Annotated in this window: 15 protein-coding genes and 1 pseudogene; all 16 read right to left on the bottom strand. The window is 37.3% G+C overall.

The features are described from left to right. Positions 1-197: 197 nt before the first annotated feature. Positions 198-698 (bottom strand): annotated as a pseudogene (locus FOC45_RS12205) (zinc-dependent metalloprotease); the annotation flags it as partial. A 533-nt stretch (positions 699-1231) separates the two neighbouring features. Beyond that, on the bottom strand, positions 1232-4057 hold the full coding sequence (locus FOC45_RS02295; RefSeq protein WP_009392095.1) for a reprolysin-like metallopeptidase: 2826 nt from the start codon (positions 4055-4057) through the stop codon (positions 1232-1234). A gap of 119 nt (positions 4058-4176) precedes the next feature. Then, positions 4177-8172 carry a reprolysin-like metallopeptidase gene (locus tag FOC45_RS02285; RefSeq protein ID WP_231121892.1) on the bottom strand — a complete coding sequence of 1332 codons (3996 nt, stop codon included), beginning with the start codon at positions 8170-8172 and terminating at the stop codon, positions 4177-4179. Between the two features lie 264 nt (positions 8173-8436). After that, positions 8437-8835, bottom strand: a complete 399-nt coding sequence (locus FOC45_RS02280; protein ID WP_155846585.1) for a hypothetical protein — start codon at positions 8833-8835, stop codon at positions 8437-8439. Between the two features lie 124 nt (positions 8836-8959). Next, entirely contained in the window at positions 8960-9430 is a 471-nt protein-coding gene (locus FOC45_RS02275; protein WP_155846584.1) for a hypothetical protein, read from the bottom strand. A gap of 39 nt (positions 9431-9469) precedes the next feature. Next, complete coding sequence (locus FOC45_RS02270) at positions 9470-10033, bottom strand: hypothetical protein (RefSeq protein ID WP_009388543.1); 564 nt, start codon at positions 10031-10033, stop codon at positions 9470-9472. Then, positions 10027-11160: a polymorphic toxin type 23 domain-containing protein gene (locus FOC45_RS02265; protein WP_231121890.1), complete on the bottom strand. Its 1134-nt coding sequence runs from the start codon at positions 11158-11160 to the stop codon at positions 10027-10029. Before FOC45_RS02265 ends, FOC45_RS02270 begins: the two co-directional genes overlap by 7 nt. 18 nt (positions 11161-11178) lie before the next feature. Then, a complete protein-coding gene (locus FOC45_RS12070) occupies positions 11179-11325 on the bottom strand; it encodes a hypothetical protein (protein ID WP_009388887.1) in 147 nt (48 codons plus the stop codon). Between the two features lie 252 nt (positions 11326-11577). Further along, the gene (locus FOC45_RS02255) at positions 11578-11922 is read right to left on the bottom strand and encodes a hypothetical protein (RefSeq protein ID WP_009388886.1); all 345 of its coding nucleotides are present in this window, start codon (positions 11920-11922) and stop codon (positions 11578-11580) included. Then, complete coding sequence (locus tag FOC45_RS02250) at positions 11919-12191, bottom strand: hypothetical protein (protein ID WP_009388885.1); 273 nt, start codon at positions 12189-12191, stop codon at positions 11919-11921. The genes FOC45_RS02255 and FOC45_RS02250 overlap by 4 nt, the downstream gene beginning before the upstream one ends. A gap of 54 nt (positions 12192-12245) precedes the next feature. Then, positions 12246-12674 (bottom strand): hypothetical protein, encoded by a 429-nt coding sequence (locus tag FOC45_RS12065; protein WP_155846583.1) that lies wholly within the window; start codon positions 12672-12674, stop codon positions 12246-12248. Beyond that, positions 12611-13015, bottom strand: a complete 405-nt coding sequence (locus FOC45_RS12060; protein WP_231121885.1) for an RHS repeat-associated core domain-containing protein — start codon at positions 13013-13015, stop codon at positions 12611-12613. Before FOC45_RS12060 ends, FOC45_RS12065 begins: the two co-directional genes overlap by 64 nt. A gap of 62 nt (positions 13016-13077) precedes the next feature. Continuing rightward, the gene (locus FOC45_RS02235) at positions 13078-13608 is read right to left on the bottom strand and encodes a DUF2247 family protein (RefSeq protein ID WP_034540938.1); all 531 of its coding nucleotides are present in this window, start codon (positions 13606-13608) and stop codon (positions 13078-13080) included. 23 nt (positions 13609-13631) lie between these two features. Beyond that, positions 13632-19985: an RHS repeat-associated core domain-containing protein gene (locus tag FOC45_RS02230; protein WP_009388881.1), complete on the bottom strand. Its 6354-nt coding sequence runs from the start codon at positions 19983-19985 to the stop codon at positions 13632-13634. 13 nt (positions 19986-19998) lie between these two features. Then, positions 19999-20427 (bottom strand): T9SS type A sorting domain-containing protein, encoded by a 429-nt coding sequence (locus FOC45_RS02225; RefSeq protein WP_009388880.1) that lies wholly within the window; start codon positions 20425-20427, stop codon positions 19999-20001. A gap of 84 nt (positions 20428-20511) precedes the next feature. Beyond that, entirely contained in the window at positions 20512-21558 is a 1047-nt protein-coding gene (porV, locus tag FOC45_RS02220) for a type IX secretion system outer membrane channel protein PorV (RefSeq protein WP_231121884.1), read from the bottom strand. Between the last annotated feature and the right edge of the window lie 28 nt (positions 21559-21586).

Here is a 21586-nt window from a genome sequence, read left to right as displayed (position 1 = left end):
AAGTAAGTATTAGGTGGTAAGGTATAACTCTTTTTCAACTTCGCACGATGTATCACTGGGGCACGATTGTCCGATACCTCTCCGTAGGGTATATTCGCTTGTGGTAGTCCTACCAATTGGGTACGTGCTTTATCGCTATAGTAAGCATCGTGTAGGTTAGTACGGTTGCGAATAGTGTAGATAGAGGGTAATGAGAAGTAAGTACCATAAGGGTCATTAATGTAACTCATTATCGAGTTTCCCCTATCTGGCTCTGTAAATGACGAAGCCGTTTGTCCTCCTATAGTAAAGGTATGTGCTGAACCCAATAGGTGTCCGAACTCGTGTAGAATAATATAAAACTCGTGGTTAGCAATACAACCTCCTTTTAGTTTCCCTGTGATTTCACCCAGATGTGCCAATCCACGATTATCTTTATATACCGAAAACACTATACCAGCATCGTAGTTTTCTTCACCTATCAAGCTGTTAAAATCGCCTGTAGCTCTCTCTACTACCGTTCTTACTGAGGGACGGTCATACACTTCTTTTTCTTTAGTGGTAATAATAAGGCGTGGGTCGTTTACCAATTCAAACTGACAACCTATCTCCCTGCCACACACTTCATTCAGTCCTGCTTGCACTTCTGTCATAAAGGCTTTTACCTTGTTCATATCACTGCGGCAATGTCCTTTGTAAAAACTATAATCTATAAGCATTGCCAAGCGGTACGTTCTCATTACATTAGTGTTGTATAGCACTCGTTTGTCTTCTGATGGCAAGGCTACTTCAGCAAGAGCTACACCTCGGGCTGTAGTGCTTGCTTTTGGGGTAGTAGTGGTACCCATATCTGTATTACACTGCCCATCAGCACAAGTACCACAACTAAACTGACTCTTTTCGGTACTAATCTTTAGTATGCCTTTTTCGGTACTTAGGAAATAAGCCTTTCCTTCGTGCCACACTTCACCTGATATAGTAGAAGGAGCTACAGAAATACTCCCTGCAAAAGCCCCTTGGTGGTAGGCTACAAAGGTGCGAAATCCTTCTTGAGCAAGAGAGTTATAGCGCTCATACCACATAAGGGGTATGCTTTTCCCTTTTACGGGTAAATGCCATTCTACAGCGTTATTTTGCTGAAATAAGCGTATTACAGCCGCTGCGTTTTGTTGTGCGTTTATGGTTCCTATAAATAAAAACCATATTAATAGTCGTAATATTTTCATTTTGCTAAATATTTAATTGTCAATTATTATCTGACATATAAGTATCCTTTTCTGCTTTCTAATTGTCCGTTTTTATAATACGTAATGATATAGAAATACGTACCTGCCAAGGCTTTTCGCCCACCTATTATCGTGCCGACATTAGCCATACCTCTAAACACTTCAGTCTTTCCATAATTATTATTCTCATAGACTTTTAGTCCCATTTCATCAAAAATAACTACTGAAATTGGTTGGTCAGTATCTGTATTTTCTATTCTAAAGTAGTTAGCAGGGTCTGTTGTCGAAACTCCGTTATAGATAATAATCCCTTGTGTTGGACTATTTACCGTCGGAGTACTAACCGTTGGTGTTGTCACTGTCGGAGTACTAACAGTAGGGGTCGTCACTGTCGGAGTACTAACAGTAGGAGTCGTCACCGTTGGAGTACTTATTTGTGGCTTTGGATTTATAGAAATAGTTTGTGTATGCATTGTACTATTACCACAACTATCTGTTGCTTTCCACAAATATACCACCTTATTATTTTCTTTACTTACCAAAGGCGTTACTTGCAATTCTCCTGCACAGTTATCTTTAGCGGTAAGCACTTTAGCTTCAGGCAGAGCAGCTCCTTCTTCTATACTCACATCACTAGGCAAAAGCCCTACAAAAGCAGGAGCTTTATCATCTTTCACTGTGATAAATTGTTCAAAACTTACGGTTGTATTACATTCATCACTAAAAGAGTAAGTACGTTTTAGGGTATAGTAGTTATCACATTTCTTATTAGTTTCTTCTTGTGCAATAGCCTGAGTAACTCTACCGCAGCCGCCTTGCGTCTCTATCTTGGCTGCAGTAGGTATTACATTAGCACAAGCTACTGTAATGTGTTGAGCAGGTAGACTACTTGCTACTAAGGCAAGCGGCGTAGGGGCATTTTTGTTCTTATCAATCATAAAGCCGCCTAGGTGATAAGGTTTAGTGCACGAAAGAGCAAAAGCCAAACCATCTATCACTTCTATTTTGATAACACCTTGCCCTCTTTGTTTACCAAAATGTCCGTGAGTAGTACCTATATTGATGTTGGGGAGTATCACATCGCACGTTCCATTATTATCAGCGGTCTCTTTCAATATGTATTTATAAGTCTTTCCCGAGTCGTCCGATAGCAATATCCTCACTTTACTATTTTTGCCAAAAATATTTTCATCTACTTGCCAATGTAGGGTGAGCATTTGCCCTCCTTTGTAAGTGCGGTTTCGCTCCCAAGTACCATTGTCAAAATCTTGTATTTGAAAAGGTTTTCCTTCAGCTATTTTCACTTTTACTTCCTCCACATCATATTTCACCACGTGGTTGCGGTCAGCTCTGTTATGGTCAGCAGCAGCCAACCAAAAAGTAAAAGTACCAGGAGTATAGTTTAATGGCGAAGTAGCAGCTATAGGTACAAAAGTATTGCGTTCTTTCTCAAACCAAGTAGTCTCAAAGCGAATATTACCATTGGTTTTCCCTTTGTAAGTCATAAAGCGGGCGTTTGATTTAGTAGAGTGAAAACGCCTATCTGCTTGGTGCGCCATATAGGTAATGGTATCATTTTCAGCATCCGTACCTATTAGGTAAAACTGAAAGTAGGTATCTTTCGGAATTACATATTCTTTCTTTAAGTGCGAGCGGTCAAGTACAGGAGGCTGGTTATTACTCTTCACCCCATACACAAGGTTAGAGCCCGTACCTTCCACACGTTTTCCTGCCTCTTGGGTGCGTGCCTCATCAGCATAATAGGCCATTGAGTTTCCTAAAAATCTGCGTATAGTTTCCAAACTTATCAATGAGAAGAAATCACGAGGGTACTCGTGTCCATAACTCATAATAGATTGCCCCGCATCTATTTCTGTTTTGCTCGAATACTGCCCTCCGTTAGAAAAAGTATGGTCTGCCCCAAACATATGTCCTATCTCGTGAGCAATGGTAGATGGTTTTATAGGGCGTGCCGTAGCATTTGCCTTATTATGTTGTTCATAAGCCGAATAAACAGCTGCCATACCATTATATTTCTCCCTATAATCAGTCAGAATAACTGCCAAATCATACTTTTTAGGGTCATAATGTTTGTTAAGGGTAATCGTACCATCATTTACCACATCATTAGCCCGACTACCTCTGCGAAATAGCTGATCTTTTTCAGCAGTAAAAATAAGTGCTTCATCATTTACCAATGTAAAATCTACCCCTACATCATTGCGGTATAATTCATTCACAAAGGCAATGGTAGCATACCAAAATGCCTTAACTCTATTTACATCTTTATAAAAAAATGTCGAATTGTAAATGCTGTAATCTACTGGAAGTGCCAATCGGTAGTGCCTAAATACCCCATCGGTGTGAATAAGAGCATCAGGGTAAAGCGAATTGTATATTTCTGGTTTCTCAATGGGTGGGTCATTCTTATCTTCATTGCCTTCAAAGTATTGTCTGCTTGTAAGACTTTGTTTTTCAGAAGAATTTTGTACGCCACAAGCTTTTGAAGATTGGTCTTTCTTTATGCTAACTACTCCTTTTTCTGAAGTCTCTAACAGATACGAATTGCCTTGATAGAAGATTTCGCCAGTAGCATACTCCTTGCTAAGGGTTATTACTCCTACGAAATGGTCTTGATAATAGCCTACAAAACTACGGAACTCCCGAGGTTGAGAAGTAACTTTTCGCTCTTGCCATTTGATAGGTAACGACGGTGCGTTAGGAAGAGAAACTACCCAGCTAATAGGTTGAGGCTGTGAAAAATAATTGAAGAGTTCTTGAGTTTTTTGTTGCGCATTGGCGGCTTGCAAACCTATAACCAATGCGCAACAATAATATAATATTGCTTTCATTACTGATATTAGTTTGACGGTGCAAAGGTACGAACTAAAAATCAATTAGCAAGCTAATTATTATAATTTTTGTTAATAATATTATTTTATTTAATAATTCTCAGGTCTTTAGAGTAAAACTACCTGACGTACAAAAATCCTTTTGCGGACTCTTGTTTGCCATTTTTGTAGTATTTAACTATATAGAAATAAGTACCAGCTAAGGCTTTATTACTACCTATTACGCTTTTTACATTCGGATAGCCTCTAAATACCTCTCCCCTTTCCTGATAATGGTCGCTTTCATACACTTTAAGTCCCATTTCATCAAAAATAATCACCGAGATAGGACTATTAGGGTCTGTATTCGCTATACGGAAGTAATTATTAGCATCGTCAGTAGATACTCCATTATAAATAACCACTTCAGCAGTATCATTAGGTGCAGGAGGTACTACTTTTTTAGGAGTAATTGAAATGGTCTGAGTGTGTACCGCCTCATTACCACATACATCACGAGCTACCCATTGGTAGATGATTTTAACGCGTTTACCTTCTTCGTTGAGTTCTTCTCTCATTGAACGTTTAACCGTTGGCGCACCAGCACAAGTATCTTCTGCCGAAATACTTTTTTGTAGAGGAATAGGCTCTCCCTCTTCTATAGTAATATCCTGCGGCAGAGTTCCTACAAAAGTAGGCGGTATGTTGTCAGCTACCTTTATGGTTTGAGTATGCGTTAGCGTAGTGCAACCATCAGTTGCGGTAAAGATGCGCAATAAGGTAAAACGATTATCACACAATACAGCAGTTTTCTTCTCTTCCATACGATAACTTACACTCGCACAGCCACCCGTAGTGGTAGGCATTACCGCTGTAGGCACTTCCTTAACACAACTAAGATTAAGGTCTTGAGGCAAAGTAGCAGCTACAAATGCCAAAAGAGGAGTTGCCGCTTTAGGGGTGAAGGCAATAGTCTGAGTATAAACTGCCTGATTACCACAAGCATCTTTTGCCTTCCATATATACAACAATTTGCTTATCTTACCACTCTGTTTCACCGTCTGCTGTGTGGTACTTACTGAAGCACTTCCACAATTATCTGCAGCGGTAAGTACTACTTGTGTAGGAGTAACGTTACCCTCTTCTATAGTAATATCCTGCGGCAGAGTTCCTACAAAAGTAGGCGGTATGTTGTCAGCTACTTTTATGGTTTGAGTATGCGTTAGCGTAGTGCAACCATCAGTTGCGGTAAAGATGCGCAATAAAGTAAAACGATTATCGCACAATACTGCAGTTTTCTTCTCTTCCATACGATAGCTAACAATCGCACAGCCCCCTGTTGTGGTAGGCATTACTGCTGTAGGTACTTCCTTAGCACAACTAAGGTTAAGGTCTTGAGGCAAAGTAGCAGCTACAAATGCCAAAGGAGGTGTTGCTGCTTTAGGTGTGAAGACAATAGTCTGAGTATAAACTGCCTGATTGCCACAAGCATCTTTTGCCTTCCATATATACAACAATTTGCTTACTTTACCATTCTGTTTTACCGTCTGCTGTGTGGTACTTACTGAAGCACTTCCACAGTTATCTGTAGCGGTAAGTACTACTTGTGTAGGGGTAACATTACCCTCTTCTATAGTAATATCTTGCGGAAGAGTTCCTACGAAAGTAGGCGGTATATTGTCAGCTACTTTTATGGTTTGAGTATGCGTTAGCGTGGTACAACCATCAGTCGCGGTAAAGATACGCAATAAGGTAAAACGATTATCGCACAACACAGCGGTTTTCTTCTCTTCCATACGATAACTCACACTCGCACAGCCCCCTGTTGTGGTAGGCATTACTGCTGTAGGTACTTCCTTAGCACAACTAAGGTTAAGGTCTTGAGGCAAAGTAGCAGCTACAAATGCCAAAGGAGGTGTTGCTGCTTTAGGTGTGAAGACAATAGTCTGAGTATAAACTGCCTGATTGCCACAAGCATCTTTTGCCTTCCATATATACAACAATTTGCTTACTTTACCATTCTGTTTTACCGTCTGCTGTGTGGTACTTACTGAAGCACTTCCACAGTTATCTGTAGCGGTAAGTACTACTTGTGTAGGGGTAACATTACCCTCTTCTATAGTAATATCTTGCGGAAGAGTTCCTACGAAAGTAGGCGGTATATTGTCAGCTACTTTTATGGTTTGAGTATGCGTTAGCGTGGTACAACCATCAGTCGCGGTAAAGATACGCAATAAGGTAAAACGATTATCGCACAGCACAGCGGTTTTCTTCTCTTCCATACGATAACTCACACTCGCACAGCCCCCTGTTGTGGTAGGCATTACAGCTGTAGGCACTTCCTTAGCACAACTAAGATTAAGGTCTTGAGGCAAAGTAGTAGCTACAAATGCCAAAGGCTCAGAAACAAGATTGTTGTCTTTTTCAATAGTAAAACCTCCCGTTTGCGGATGATAATCTGTAAGCGCAAACGCCACCCCCTCTATTACCTCTACTTTCAGCACTGCCTTTGATGTATTGATATTAGGCAAAGTAACCTCTTCAGCACCATCATTAGCCGTTTCAGCCAAAACAATATGCTTAAACGTTTTCCCTAAATCATCTGACAGCAGCACACGCACCTTTGTGCCTGCAAAAATAGCGGCATCAACCTTCCATTGCAGCGATATTTTCTCACCACCTTTGTATTTGTTTTTAGGGGTAGTGGTAATTTCAAAAGGAGTCCCCTCTTTTACAGTAACCTTTGTTTCTGCCAAATCATATTGCACTATATAATCGGCAGCCTGCTGAGGTTGTGCATCACTTACCCCCAACCAAAAAGTAAAAGTACCCGTTGTCTGATGAGCTAAACCGCTATTAGCCACTACATTTCCAGAATTTTCGTGATACTCTGTTTTAATAGTAACAGGGTTAGCGGTAGTAGGTTTATAAATAGCGTACTGCGTTATAGGGGTTTCGTCACCATTGCGTACATCGTGCTGATTTACAGCATATAGCAAGACGCTGCTATCAGGGTCAGTAGCGGGAATATAAAACTGAAAGAAAGTACCTTTCGGAATCGTATAATGATTTTTAAGCTTGCTGCGGTCTATACGCGGAGCTTGGGTAGCAAAAGTCTTATCTTGGGCTTTCGCAGGTACTTGTGTCAATCGTTTGCGTATGCGCTCTATGCTCGATAGCGAGAAAAAATCACGAGGACTACCATAGCTCATCACCGAAGTACCGCTACCGAGTTCTGTTTTTTCGCTATCGTAAGCAGCCGAGCCTTTATGACTGCTAAAAGTGTGCCTACCGCCAAATAGGTGTCCTATTTCGTGAGCTATAACTTCTTTAGTAAGTACAGCTACGGCATCAGCTTTGGTATTAGGTTGATAAACTCCTTCAATATGTGCCAATCCTCTGATACCACTTTGCTGAGAAGAGGTATATACGAGAGAGATACCCACATCATAGCTATTTTCTCCTATAAGACTATTAATAACGATTGTAGAATTATCCTTAACGTAACTAGCATTGCGACTGCTAGCAAAGGTCTCTTTTGTTGCATCTTTGATAATAAGGCGTTCGTCATTCACCACCTCAAAGCGTACCCCTAAATCGCGCAGATACATTTCGTTAAGAAAAGCTTCAGTATCCGCCCAAAAAGTTTTTACTTTTTCTATCTTACTATCAAAATAGTATCTACTGAATGTACTATAAGGAATGTGCATTGCCAATCGGTATACCCTTAGCACTTGTGTATTAGCAATTTTTGGTTGCGCTTCTTCAGCAGCTAAAACCGGTCTTGCAAAAGCGCTATGTTTATGAGGTTCTTTATCCTGATTGCCGCAGACACCTTGTTCATTTTTATAAAATACTAACTGTCCTTTACTATCAGAAATTTCGTATGAAGTTCCTTGATAATTAAAATTCCCCGAAACAGATTTCCCTACTGAAAGAGAAGCCACAAAATCCCCTTTATAGTAACCTACAAAACTTTTAATTCCTTTTTTCGCAAACGAAGTAGGGCGTTCTTGCCACTCAATAGCAATCCCCTGCTGTGCCGACACCGCTTTCAGCCATTTATCCGCCACATTCTGTGCTTTCCCAAACAACACACACCCTATCAATAATCCTATTGTAATAATATTCCTCATAATTCTTATTTCATTCTTTTTTATCCATCACTATAATAAAACTAATCTTTCCTCCTATTTCCAAAGTATCTCCTAAAACAATCTCTTTCCCCGATATCACATCTGTACCCCTCAAAAATCCCGCCAAACTCTCAGTAAGCCGATTATTTTATAAAAGCATCTGCACTCTGTCACATCAATAAGCTTTCTAAGATAATCGCAGTAGATAGTAGATGATATAGATAGTTCTGTACTTATAAAAAGGCTTCCTATTTTGGTGAAAAACTATTGTTGATTATATTTTGCATTGATAGGAGTTAACCTTATACTCTTTTCGCACTCATCTTCATACCTAAAATAGAGAACTCCATCACACACAGCTGTAAGGATTTTCTTCGTTCTTATTCCTCCTTGTGGGTATTTTACAAACGTTTTCAAGATTAAAAATCTATTTCCTATATAATAACTTCCTCTTTCATACTTTTTAGGAGTATTTTTATACCTATTTTCATTATCTAAGAAAAGAAATTGAATTTTTCCTGTAGAAGAAAATTTACAAAAACCACTATTATAACCAGTATTTAAATGCTCAATATTATAAATTTGAGTAGTATCTATTAGTGAAAAAATATTTTCCGTAATGATTATATCATTACAATTTTTATATCTACTTCTATTCATCATTTGGCAAGAAAAAGTATTTGCCAATACTGAGACGAAAAATAATATATAGAAAACTTTTCTTACCATGATGTAAAAGGATTATAAGTTCTATACTGATAAAAAGGTTTCCAATTTTGTATAAAAACTATTGTTGATTGTATTTTGCATTGATAGGAGTTAACCTTATACTCTTTTCGCATTCATCTTCATATCTAAAATAGAGAATTCCATCACGCACAGCTGTAAGGATTTTCTTTGTTCTTATCCCTCCTTGTGGGTGTCTAAAATATATTTTCATAAATAAATGCTTATTTTTTACATAGAAAAAGCCTCGATAAGATAGTTTAGAAATATGTTTATATTCTTTTCTGTTTTCTGAAAATAGAAAGATAATTTTTCCATCACAAGAAAATCTACAAAAGAAAGGATGATTCCTATTTTTTAAAGTTAAATCCTCTATATTATAAATTTGAGTAGTATCTATTAGTGAAAAAATATTTTCAGTAATAATTATATCATTACAATTTTTATATCTACTTCTATTTATCATTTGGCAAGAAAAAGTATTTGCCAATACTGAGACGAAAAATAATATATAGAAAACTTTTCTTACCATAATGTAAAGGAGTTATAAGTTTTGTATTACACTAAGAGTTTACCAATCAGGTTCCCAACCTTCTAAAAGTTCTTTTGGAATAGTTTTCTTCTTATATATTTCTTCGATAGAACTATCTAACATTAAGGTAATAGTATCATTTTTTATTCTTCCTTTTTCTTTAAAAACATATAGATAACAATTGATTATCCCTGCTGTTTTTATTTTAATATCATTTCCTTTAATGTAATAATAGCCCATTATAGCTTTCTCAGGATTAAACATTTCACGTTTAAGAAATAAAGTGTCTCGTTTGGGAATAAAAAAAACAGCTAATTTTCCATTAGAATAAAATTTTAAATACTGAGTATAAGGATAATAGTGTGCATCATCTTTTTCATAAAATGACACCCTCTTTTCAGTTAGGTTATAATGAGTGTACTCTTGAATAGCATCTAATTTATACAAAGCTGTTGTATCAATTAGTTCATAATTCTCAGTAATTTTAGAAAAAGATCTAATTTTTTGTCTTATTGAACCGTAAGAGGTATAAGGACCTTTATAACAGCAAGCTATAAAACAAATAGAAAGTAAGATCAATATGTAGGATTTTCTTCTTACCATGATGTAAAAGGATTATAAGTTCTGTACTGATAGAAGCCCCCCCATTGCCAAGAGGTATTCATAAAACCACAATCTTTTATTAAACCGTGAATAACCACATCTTGAATAGCGTGTCTTACTTTTTCGCTATTAGCTCCTATTCGGAAACCTCCATATCCAAGAGTCAAAGCTCCTAAACGATATTTTTCACCTACTTCATTGACATAACCTCGTTTATATTTAGTTCCAAACCTATCTACATAATTTATTACAGGATTCTCACCTTTCTTATTGGAAGTGGTGATTTTGATTTCTTTTTGTTGGTCTTCCCTATTTCTTCTACCAGTAAAAAGATTAAATCCAGCAGTAAAATCTCCTATTCCAATATTTAAGGCAGCTGTTCTATAACTATCGTTTCTATCCCCTAATCCTAAATGTTTAATTCCTGCCCCTCCATCATTCTCATACATTATCTTAAAATCGCCACTTCTAAATCCTATCATCCCTGTTCTTTGTAAAAAATCACCTGACCAAGCATTAGTACCTAAACTAACTCCAGTAGTACCATCATCCCAAGAGGCCATTATAGAATTGCGTACTTCTATCGCATTTTTGCCAAACCCATAATAATTATTATATGCCATTATTCCTACTCCAGCTGAAAAGCCCCAATTACCATCGTTATAGCCTACTGCAAAATTTGCTCCTATACCCGAAGCGTTGCCAAAAGCTACAGCTAAAGATAGGCTTATATTCCAATCTCCTATAGGAAAATTGACACTTGGTAACATTGAAGAGGCTGCTCCTGTAGCTATACCATTAGCAATAGATTCAGCCGTCAGCACAGCTGTTGATCCTAAAGCTCCCATAATAGCACCTCCTACAGCACCTCCTAAAACTGACAGTCCAAAACTTCCCCAAGACCAAGAGTCGTTAATAGCAGCACTTACCGCATAACTTGAAGCACCTATAATAGCACCAATAATAACTGCTGCCCAGAAAAACTCCCCATTAGGGTCAGTATAGAGTAATGGGTTATTCAAGCAATAGCCATATCTATTAAAGTTTTGGGTGTTAAAAGGGTCTTGTACAAAGTTATCGGGTTGTAAGAAACGGTGTAGCGCAGGGTCGTACAACCGTCCGTTCATATGTGCCAAGCCTACCGTTTATAGGTGTTCGTGTCCTGTAAAGCCTCGGTCTAATAGGGTGAGTTTGTCTAAGGTATTGCCTGAGCCGTCTGCTATTTTTATGGGTTGCCCCCAAGGGTCAAAGTGTCTGCGCTCGGCTATATTGCCGTCCTCATCGGTGAGCATTATAATGCTTCCGAGATAGTCGCGGTGTAGGTAATAGAGTTTTTGGCTTTTTCTAATTCAGCATTACCGTAATAACAGTGTGAACGTTTGCCAAAGGCGTTGTATATTCAAGAGAAAATAAATTTTATCATTCTTTACATTTCTTCTTTTCTTTCATTATTTGGCACCCGTACTTGATATGTATTATTTAGGTAAAAGATATAATCGTACTTTTCGTATCCTTCAAAAATAGTTGTTATGTTCATAATTTTTTTAAATATTCTCACATTCTAAAGCTTTTACATAATCATTTACTTTTTTCTTAGTTATATCTCCATTTATTTCAGGATTAGCTAACTCAAAAATAAATTCTTGTATCAGCGAAGGAATTTCTATATCATCTCTACATTCTACCAGATTAGCCCACTCTTCTAATTCATCAGTTGATATCTCCCCTTTGATATATTTTGTTAAAACAAAAATCATAGATTGTGTATCTATTTTAACAATAGGAGACACACTATCCCAAGAATATTTAGAAAGTTCTTTTTTTATATCTTGGGTTTTACCTCTTAAAAGAATTAAGTCTAAAAGTAACTGTTTCCTATCTGTCATCATAATTTTGATTTTACGTGAATAATATCTCCTTGTGGTGAAAATGTTGTTTTTATCATTCTTAATGTTTCTCCTTGTGGACTCACTATTTTTTCATATAGAGCTGTAGAACCAGGAACTTTACCTGGGGATATAGTTTGAAATAAATAATTTCCATCATCTAAAACTCTCCAAGTAGCATTTGTTTTAGAATTTGCAGGTATCTTACTTATAAACCTCTTAAAGTTGTTTCTAACCTCTCCTTGTAAACTATTAATATCTGTATTCCCCATTCTTAGAAGTCTAATTCCTCCATCAGGTGTTTCAATAGGGATTAGTTTAGGCTGTTAAAGATCTAAAACCGAATTTGTTGTTGGAGTATTTAATTCTAAATTTCCTGTTATATTATTCTCAGCATCTAAATGAATATTTATGGGAGCTCCTTCTAAGGTTTGAACAGGTTGTATTTCTCGTCCTGTCCAAATATTATGTCCTTTAGGGGTGGTAAGAACTCCTGTAGCTCCTCCTACAAAACCAGACAAAGCTCCCCAACCAGCACTACTCCAAAACTTCCCATTCCCTCCGGGTAATAACGACATAAAACCACCACTTATTGCTCCTCCTACGAATCCACTAGCTGCTCCTACAGCTGCTCCTCCTACTATTCCACCAGTAATTCCATAAGTAGCTAATCCTGTTGCCGCTAATCCTCCTACATAAGTACAGCTGCTCCTGAGACTCCGCCTATCAGAGCTCCTCCACCTATACCAAGCCAAGTATTTTTGCTACTATAATCCCACCTAAAAGGATTGTATGTACCATTGGCTTGAGAACCTCCTATATAAGCACCTACTACAGCGCCTACTATAGCACCTACTATGATAGCTGTTATAATAAATTCTCCATTCTCATCTACATATACCAGTGGGTTATTCAAGCAATAGCCATATCTATTAAAGTTTTGGGTGTTAAAAGGGTCTTGTACGTAGTTATCGGGTTGTAAGAAACTGTGTAAGGCTGGGTCGTATAACCGTCCGTTCATATGGATAAGTCCTACGGTTTGTAGGTGTTCGTGCCCTGTATAGCCTCTATCTAATAAAGTTAAACCTTGTAACACTTTTCCCGCTCCATCTTCTACTTTTATGGGTTGTCCCCAAGGGTCAAAGAGTCTTTCAGCTATTATACCTTTTTCAGCTCTATAGTCTTACTCTCTATTAATCGTTTTGTAGAATTATCTATATATTCTATTAAGTCATCATACAAAACATCTATTCCCATCTTTTCTCCCTTTTTAGGTGGCATATAATATATGAAATTATGCCATTCGATAGGCCAGTCAAACTCTGAATGTATCATATCTACTTCATATAATTTAGATGTTTTATCTTTACCTAAAGCTACTATTTCTAATAATTTTTCCACAGCCCAAAATAAATAGTAATTCTTACTTACTTCTATTTGTCTTTCATAAAGATCATCATCAATTTTTTCCCAAATCGGGTCAGGATATATCTTTCTTGTTAAGTTTAAAAGATTTTCATCTGAGAGTTCAGACGACATATACATTCCACTAAACATTTCCTCACTACATAGTATATAGCCATATTCACAATAAGATAATATTTCTTTGGGAGTAAGCCAATGTTTTTTTAATCCTACATATACAGTTCTCCAGTCGTTTAGCATAAAACCTTTGTCAAATAAAATCATAATAAATTCTTTATTAATTATTTTTATTTCCACCAAGTTGGGGGAGCACTAACTCCCTTTCCACTTTGATTATACATTCCATTAATAACACCTCCAGGTATAAAACGTTGATGAGTAACAACACCATCTCTAATTATTATTTCATAAACACCATCTACACCATATTTTTTTCCTAACATTTGTATTAATATTTGTTTACTACCATCTCCTCCTACAGAATTAAATATTTTTCCGTGATCTGCAACTATTTCAATAGTTTCTCTATTCCAATTATGATTCACATCAAGCCCTGTAACTTTTTTTATGTATTCGGCTCTATATTTTATTGGTCCTCCATTATCAGAAATAGCTTGCTTTATTTGAAGTTTAGCATCTTGTAAACTTAAACCATCTAAATCATTAGCTTCAAGGTTAATATTTATAGGAGCTCCTTCTAAGGTTTGAACAGGTTGTTGTATTTCTCGTCCTGTCCAAATATTATGTCCTTTAGGGGTGGTAAGAGCTCCTGTAGCTCCTCCTAATATAGCTCCTCCTACAAAACCAGACAAAGCTCCCCAACCAGCACTTTCCCAAAACTTCCCATTCCCTCCGGGTAATAACGACATAAAACCACCACTTATTGCTCCTCCCACAAGTCCACTTGTGGCTCCTACTACAGCACCTCCTATAACTCCTCCGGTAATTCCATAGGCTGCTAATCCTGCCGCAGCTAACCCTCCTGCATAAGCCGCTACGCCCCCCGAGACGCCTCCTACTACAGCTCCTCCTACCATTCCTATCCAAGTATCAACATTGTTAAAGTCCCATTTAAAAGGGTTATAGGTACCATTGGCTTGAGAACCTCCTATATAAGCACCTATTATAGCCCCTACTATAAGAACTGTTATAATAAACTCCCCATTCTCATCCACATACACCAGTGGGTTATTCAAACAATATCCATACCTATTAAAGTTCTGGGTGTTAAAAGGGTCTTGTACGTAGTTATCGGGTTGTAAGAAACGGTGTAAGGCTGGGTCGTATAACCGTCCGTTCATATGGATAAGTCCTACGGTTTGTAGGTGTTCGTGCCCTGTATAGCCTCTATCTAATAAAGTTAAACCTTGTAACACTTTTCCCGCTCCATCTTCTACTTTTATGGGTTGTCCCCAAGGGTCAAAATGGCGTCTTTCAGCGATATTGCCGTCTTCATCAGTGAGCATTACAATGCTTCCCAGATAGTCGCGGTGTAGGTAATAGAGTTTTTGCGCTTCACCATCCGAAATGAGTATCGCAGGGGCACTATACGCATCACCTCCTAAGTAAAACACAAACTTGGTACTGTTATTGGTCTTGTTACATACTATCTCTACACTACCATTGTGGCTGTAGTGTTTTAGCAGTGGGCGTTTAGCTTTTTCTACTTCGGCATTACCGTAATAGCAATGTGAACGCTCGCCAAAGGCGTTATATTCATAGCTTATCCGCTCTTTATCTTTTACGTATATCTGCTCAGGAGCTTTGAAAGCGTTATACCTTACAGTGGGCAAAGGGTATTTTTCTAAATATGTCTCGCCTGCTTCATTGGTAGTGAGCTTTTGTTGTTGGTATCCATTACGTGTGTATTCATAGGTACCCATCGCACTATTCTCAGTGATCCTTCCGCGTTCATCGTATTGGTGAGTGGCATTGCCCCAGCGGGTGAGGCGGTCAGTAGGGTCATACGCAAATTCTTCTTTTTGGTTATAAAAACTATAAGTACGATGATTCAGCAGTCCTCTTTGCGTATTAAAATCGTATTGCAATACGTTCAGCGGAGTATCTTCCCGTTGTACAGTTTGTGTTTTAGGAAAATGGGAGTTGTAGTCTAAAAGTTCTTTGGTTTTGCCTTTGTGAAGGCTCAATGGCTGTCCGTATTCGTTGCTTGCGCTCAGTTTCCAGAGGGTTGCTCCGCTTGGTGTTTTCATTTCTATCAAATCACCATTTTCATAGTGGTATTGCACGGCACTACTCACACGTTTGCCTGCCGTTTGGGCGGTAGTAGTCTCTTGTTGCACACGTCCAAAGGCATCATAAGTATAGTTTTTAGTAAATACCGCTTGGGGGTTGGTTTCGGTAGTTTGAACCAATTGTTTGAGTCCGTTATACTCATAGCGGTAACTGTCGTTATTGCCGTCTTTGTTTTGGTTGTCTATTTGGGTAAGCAGTTTGTCGGCGTTATAGGTATAGCGTATGCGCATATCGGTATAATCGCCCGTGATATGTTTTTCGGTGAGGCGGTCGGTGCCTTGCGCATAATTAAAGGTGGTCTTACCCTTAGGAGTAGTCTCTTCGGTGAGGTTTCCCCACGTGTCGTATTGATAGGTATATCGTCCTGCTGAGGGGTCGGTGAGGCTTGTTTTGCGTCCCCATCCGTCTTGGGTTATCTTTTGTATGGCACCTCCATAGTCAGCTGTTTTTAAGCTACCGTTGGCAAAGTAGGTATAGCGCACAGTACCACCCATATCTTGGTGTTCTACGATGTTACCTTGCGCATCGCGGGTGCTTATCACTTGTTGCTGTCCATCATCGGCAGTGGTTTTGAGCTTGTCATAAGTAAAGCGGGTTATTTTACCTTCGGGACTGGTGATAGTGGTAGGTCGTCCATATACATCGTATTCTGTCCTCTTCGCCTTTTGAGAAGCACCTCCTGTGGGGTGAGGAGCACTTACAGCTACTTGTTGCCCTATACCGTCGTACTCGTAGCTAACCGCATAGTGGTTGTTAAAAGCATCGTTACTTTCTTTTTCTAACAACCAGCCTAAAGTATTATAGCTCTCTGCACTGTAAGCGCCTTCTTCGTTTTCGGTAATGGTTTTAAAAATACCTCCGTCAAAGCTATAGCGCATCGTGGTTTTCTTGCCTAAGAAATTTGTGGTTTGGGTAGGTCTGCCCAAAAGGTCATAGGCATAAAGAGTACTTTGTCCCAATGGAGTCGTTTCGCTTTCCAGCAGACCTTTGTTATTATAACTAAACTTGGTTACCTGTCCTTCGTGATCGGTATGAGCCGTTACAAAACGGTGGCTTGGGTCATAGGTGTAACGTTCGGTGCGTTGTTGCCCATCTTCAGCGGTGGCAGTTTGTTCAGTTACGTTGCCGTACTCGTCATAACCATAAGAAGTAGTGCGCCAACCCGTACCATTGCCTTGGGTCTTATGAGTAGTGAGCAAGCCTTTCTCATAAGCAAAAGTTTCAGCGGTGCTAAAACTATCACCTGCTAAGGTGGTAGTCGTTTCTTTCTTTTGAGGTAAGCCTACAAAATACGGACTTTCACTCTTTGGCAAATAGCTCACACGCGTACTTTGGCTATAACCATCCGTTTGGGTGCGTTGTTCGGTAAGGTTACCTTCGGCATCATAAGTAAAATTATTAGTAGTAGTTAGTCCTAAAAGCCTGTCTTCAGTGGTTTGTTGAGTAAGCTGTAGTTTAAAGACTTTGTTAGAACTGAGGGTATGAGTGTATTGGTAGGAGTTTTTTTGAAAATAATCTGTAGGTATATATGATGATGTAGAAACAATATAATTTAATGAAAAATCCTCTATTAAGGCTCCTCTTAAGTGAGGATTCATTACTTTTTGTGTATAGATTTGATTATTATATTTATAAGGTTCATTCCAGTTTGTACTTCCTATTTTTGTAAACCCTAAGAATCCTAAGCCTTCTGTATTTGTAATGGCATTATAATAAGCAAAATAACGTTCTGTTTTAGGAATACTAACCCCTTCACGTTCTAACTTAGAAACTAATCGTACTGATTGCATATTTACAACAGCTACGTATGGATAGTTTTCGCTATAGATTTCTGCTTTATAAATGGGCTCTTTTTCTATATCTGTATCAGAAGCCATTGGTTTATACGATATTTTTTCTTGTACTCCTCCATTATAAACTTCTCTAAGCAAAAGTTCTTCTTTATTATTCTCTTGCAAGTAAGCTGTTTCTATCAAGTTACCCGAAAAAAAAGATATATCCATTACTCTATTGCGCTCATCAGGTGCTGAAAAAATAATATGTGCCGGAAATCCACTGATAAGTCTTTTAGAAGCTCCCTCTACAAACGAAAGTTCTGTACCTTCTGATTGGTTATTAAATACTTTTATATTGCGAATTTGGTCTGATTTAGTGTTTGGTAGATTAAATCTTGTAGACTCATACTGCACTATATCTGTCTTGCCATCATTATTAACATCTATAGGAATTAAAAAATAGTTTCTATAATAATAATTGTCATAATAAATAGGATCACCTGTGTAATGATCTACCCCATCTTCCACTTGTTCTACTTCTTCAATCGTTTTGGATGTAAATGCAAAACTAAACCTTTTTAATTCATAATCAAATCCTTTTCCAGTATTAGTAAGTACACCAAACTCCTTACTTTCATTAGCAGTAGGTAATAAGAAATCTATCTTGCCATCACCATTAAAATCTCCTACCATAGGATGAAAAATACCTAATTTTATATAGTTGCTATTATGCCGATACAACAAGTGCAAATGCTGATAATTATCCATCTCATATACAAAAAGAGCCCCTTCGGTAATATGAATAATATCTGTTTTACCATCTCCATTAACATCCATTGCCATAACTAAATCATTCCAAGATATGCTTTCTTGCATATTACCTATTCCTTCTGAATGTTCACTCTCATTTCGTTTGTCTAAATCAATCCAATATACCCTTCTTCTATCATCTCTAGTATACTCACACCTTTCACAAGTGGGTTCAAACGGAATTTGATCGAAAGAAGGCATTTGTATAAAGCAAGTCTCTCTTTCAATAGGATATTCTATAGCTATAATATCAGTGAGTCCATCTCCATTAAAGTCACCTGATAAAAATTTCAAATCATTGTATGAAATATTTTTCTTTTCTGCAACAATATGAGGAGGCCCTCCCTGCTTTTTCCATTCTTCTATTAAAAGATTACAATAATTTCTTCCTCTATCTTCATAAGTAGGAAGTTTCCATTCCTTTGTGTTCTGATAAGATAAAGCTGTCATAGATGATTTTACATAGCTGTTAAAAACAACTTTATCACTTTCTTGATGGGTAGTTACAATACCTTGTCCATCAAATAATTTTCCCGTACTCAAAACAAGTTTTGCAGGAAAAATATCTTTAAAAGTATATCCTAAAGGAAGACCTCCTGTAAGTTGATAAGGACTTTTCCTGAAAACATCAAAAAGATATATTTTCTTATAAGCATCTTTTCCTATGGTTGGATACATTACAAAATCTGTATGATTATCTCCATCAAGGTCTAAGGGTACTACAGCCGAATTTTGATTGTCAACGCCTACTAAGGGCACTTCCGACTTAAAATTATTATTTTTAAATCCTTTTGCAGTATCCCAATATCTAAATTCAATAGGTGTATACTTTTCTCCTCCTACCATTTCTTCTACAGCTACTAATCGATTATAATTTAGTGCGTTAGTGTTATAAGTAAGAATATATTTTCTATAATCAGCATTATTATTAGTTACTCTAATCTCTGATAGTAACCTATAATTTATAAAACGACTCCCTCCCACACAAGCACTTTCTATACGATTACGAGCTTTATATTTAAAGTTAATGGTGTGAAGCACTTTCTCTTTTCCTCCGTATTCAACTCTATCAATATACAAACGGTTATTTTCTGTAGTATAAAAATATTCTATACTTACTCCTTGCGCGTCTTCCCAATGAGAAAGTGCATATTCCAATAGATTTTGTGCTCTATTCCCTTTCAAATTTCTTCCATAATAAGCTTTAGCCCCATTAGGATAAAGCACTTCAAAGTAGTCAGGACCAAAAGCAGCGTTTTTACTTTTACCTACTGCCCTAATACGTACTTGCGAAAAAATCTCAGTTTCATATATTGCACCATTCTCACCGTGTATTCCTTCTTTCAGTAGCAAACGCTGTCCATCTAAAGCAAACTGGTCTGTATTAGTAAAATTCACTTCGCTGATTTTACCATTGTGGTATTTTGTACTCCCCACACGGCTTATTACTGATAGCCCCGCTAAGTGCCAACCATACCCTGCAATGCCATTACCACTTTGGCTGTTATAGGTTAGTGCCAAAGTAGGGGCAACCTCTCTAATTCCTCGAGGTACAGCAATAGGTATTGTATACACAGCTGCTCCAGTCTCCGACACACTTAGGTTTCCCATTGTCTGCCCTACAGTAGTAGCTCCATTACTTCGTGCACTAATAGCACTACTAATGGGAAGTGCTGTATAAGTGGGCATATCAAGCGGTTCTTCATAGAGTGAAGTCCGCTTTATAGCTTCTAAAGGATAAGTCTTCTGTGCCTCTCCTTTTAATGTATAAAGAACTAATATAAATAATAAATAGCGTTTCATTTTTGATTTGTGTTTATAATTTTATTACCTTAAACACTTTCTTGCTGCCATCTGAAAATGTAGCTACTAAAAAATAATACCCAGCCGACAATCCTGATATGTCAATATGAAAAGGCTTATTGATAACTACATTCTTAATACTATACATTGTTTTTCCTTCTATTGAAAGTAAGACAAGTTCTCTAAGCACAGCATTCCCACTGTGATGCCAATACACTGCAACATTGTCTCTCGCAGGATTAGGAGCTACTCCTAATGTAATTCTAAGAGAATTAGAAGTTTCTTTACTGATATCAGAAGAGTCCTCAAAAAATGCTTTTTTAGCATTTCCTCCATAGCATAACAATACCTCTTTTTGGTTGCCCGCATTATCATATTGAAAACAATATTCTTTCTGAGCATAAATACATAATGTACTGCATAAAAATAACAATCTAAACATAGGAACAATAATTAAGGATTAAATACGAGGCAAAGTTACAAAATCATTTTGAATAATCCTATTCTTCAGAAAGAAAAAAATGTTTTATTTATTTTGGTATTGTAGAGATATTTTTAACCCCGAATTTGCTGAATTATGAGTATAAACAGTTGAAAAAATATATCCAAAATCAATCTTCCAAGATTGATATTTTACACCTACACCTATGCTGATAAACTGATTAGCCCCTTTGTTCTTATGCTGGTGATGATAACCTGTTCGTAGAAAAAAATCTTTTTTATAGCTATATTCACCCGCTAACGCCCAATCAATTTCGTGAAGTTCTTCTGAAAAACCTTTAGGAGCATCTGTAAATGATTGTATCATACCTTCTAAAAAATCAACATTATTAGAAACTGATGGTACTAATAGTTTATTTATTTCTGTGAATAACGAAAAAGTATCTATCTCATTAAAAGAAAAATTATAGCTACCTCCTATCTTTAAATTTGTAGGTATGAAATACGCCTTACTTAAATCAGTGTATTTTATTTTACTACCTATATTAGAAAGCTGGAATCCTAATATATACTCTCCCAAACTATTAACTAAATAATGCTTATTAGAAATATAGTAACCCGATATGTCAAAAGCAAAACCTCGTGCAATTAATTTATCATCAGAAGGAAGATATAAGGATGATTGTAAATATTTACTAACAACCCCCATAGAAAATCTCTCATCTAACTTTAGACTATAAGAAAAATCTATCGAAAATTCTGAAGGACGTACGTTACCCAACTGATAAGCCCCCTCACTTATATCCTCAGTAAGGGCTACATCGCCAATAGTAAAGTAAGTAAAACTTCCCGCCCACGCACTTCTGTTAGTACGTTTATAAAAAGTTATATTTCCTAAGAAAACATCTTTTATTACATTACTCAAGTAGGGCGAATAACTAAGTCCTATTGCTGAAGGTGCTGAGGCAAATACATATTTAGAGGCATTCCATTGCTGTGAAAATACATCAGGAGGTGTGCATACTCCTATACCTCCTCTGCCCGAAGAAACGGCATCTGTACTGAGCAACAAAAAAGGAAATGCAGTATTGATAGGTTTCTCTTCTTGTGCCAACAAAGGAAAGCTAGTCATTATATAAATAAAACAAAAAATCTTTATG

Origin of the sequence: Capnocytophaga sp. FDAARGOS_737 (genome assembly GCF_009730375.1) — a bacterium.
Lineage (GTDB): Bacteria > Bacteroidota > Bacteroidia > Flavobacteriales > Flavobacteriaceae > Capnocytophaga > Capnocytophaga leadbetteri.
This window is presented reverse-complemented; position numbering and strand designations above follow the sequence as displayed.

What these genes read in the sequence shown, in the direction of transcription:
- FOC45_RS02295 (WP_009392095.1), bottom strand. Translation starts at nt 4,057, where the DNA reads ATGAAAGCAATATTATATTATTGTTGCGCATTGGTTATAGGTTTGCAA.
- FOC45_RS02285 (WP_231121892.1), bottom strand. Translation starts at nt 8,172, where the DNA reads ATGAGGAATATTATTACAATAGGATTATTGATAGGGTGTGTGTTGTTT.
- FOC45_RS02280 (WP_155846585.1), bottom strand. Translation starts at nt 8,835, where the DNA reads ATGATGAATAGAAGTAGATATAAAAATTGTAATGATATAATCATTACG.
- FOC45_RS02275 (WP_155846584.1), bottom strand. Translation starts at nt 9,430, where the DNA reads ATGGTAAGAAAAGTTTTCTATATATTATTTTTCGTCTCAGTATTGGCA.
- FOC45_RS02270 (WP_009388543.1), bottom strand. Translation starts at nt 10,033, where the DNA reads ATGGTAAGAAGAAAATCCTACATATTGATCTTACTTTCTATTTGTTTT.
- FOC45_RS02265 (WP_231121890.1), bottom strand. Translation starts at nt 11,160, where the DNA reads ATGAACGGACGGTTGTACGACCCTGCGCTACACCGTTTCTTACAACCC.
- FOC45_RS12070 (WP_009388887.1), bottom strand. Translation starts at nt 11,325, where the DNA reads ATGCTCACCGATGAGGACGGCAATATAGCCGAGCGCAGACACTTTGAC.
- FOC45_RS02255 (WP_009388886.1), bottom strand. Translation starts at nt 11,922, where the DNA reads ATGATGACAGATAGGAAACAGTTACTTTTAGACTTAATTCTTTTAAGA.
- FOC45_RS02250 (WP_009388885.1), bottom strand. Translation starts at nt 12,191, where the DNA reads ATGGGGAATACAGATATTAATAGTTTACAAGGAGAGGTTAGAAACAAC.
- FOC45_RS02235 (WP_034540938.1), bottom strand. Translation starts at nt 13,608, where the DNA reads ATGATTTTATTTGACAAAGGTTTTATGCTAAACGACTGGAGAACTGTA.
- FOC45_RS02230 (WP_009388881.1), bottom strand. Translation starts at nt 19,985, where the DNA reads ATGAAACGCTATTTATTATTTATATTAGTTCTTTATACATTAAAAGGA.
- FOC45_RS02225 (WP_009388880.1), bottom strand. Translation starts at nt 20,427, where the DNA reads ATGTTTAGATTGTTATTTTTATGCAGTACATTATGTATTTATGCTCAG.
- porV (WP_231121884.1), bottom strand. Translation starts at nt 21,558, where the DNA reads ATGACTAGCTTTCCTTTGTTGGCACAAGAAGAGAAACCTATCAATACT.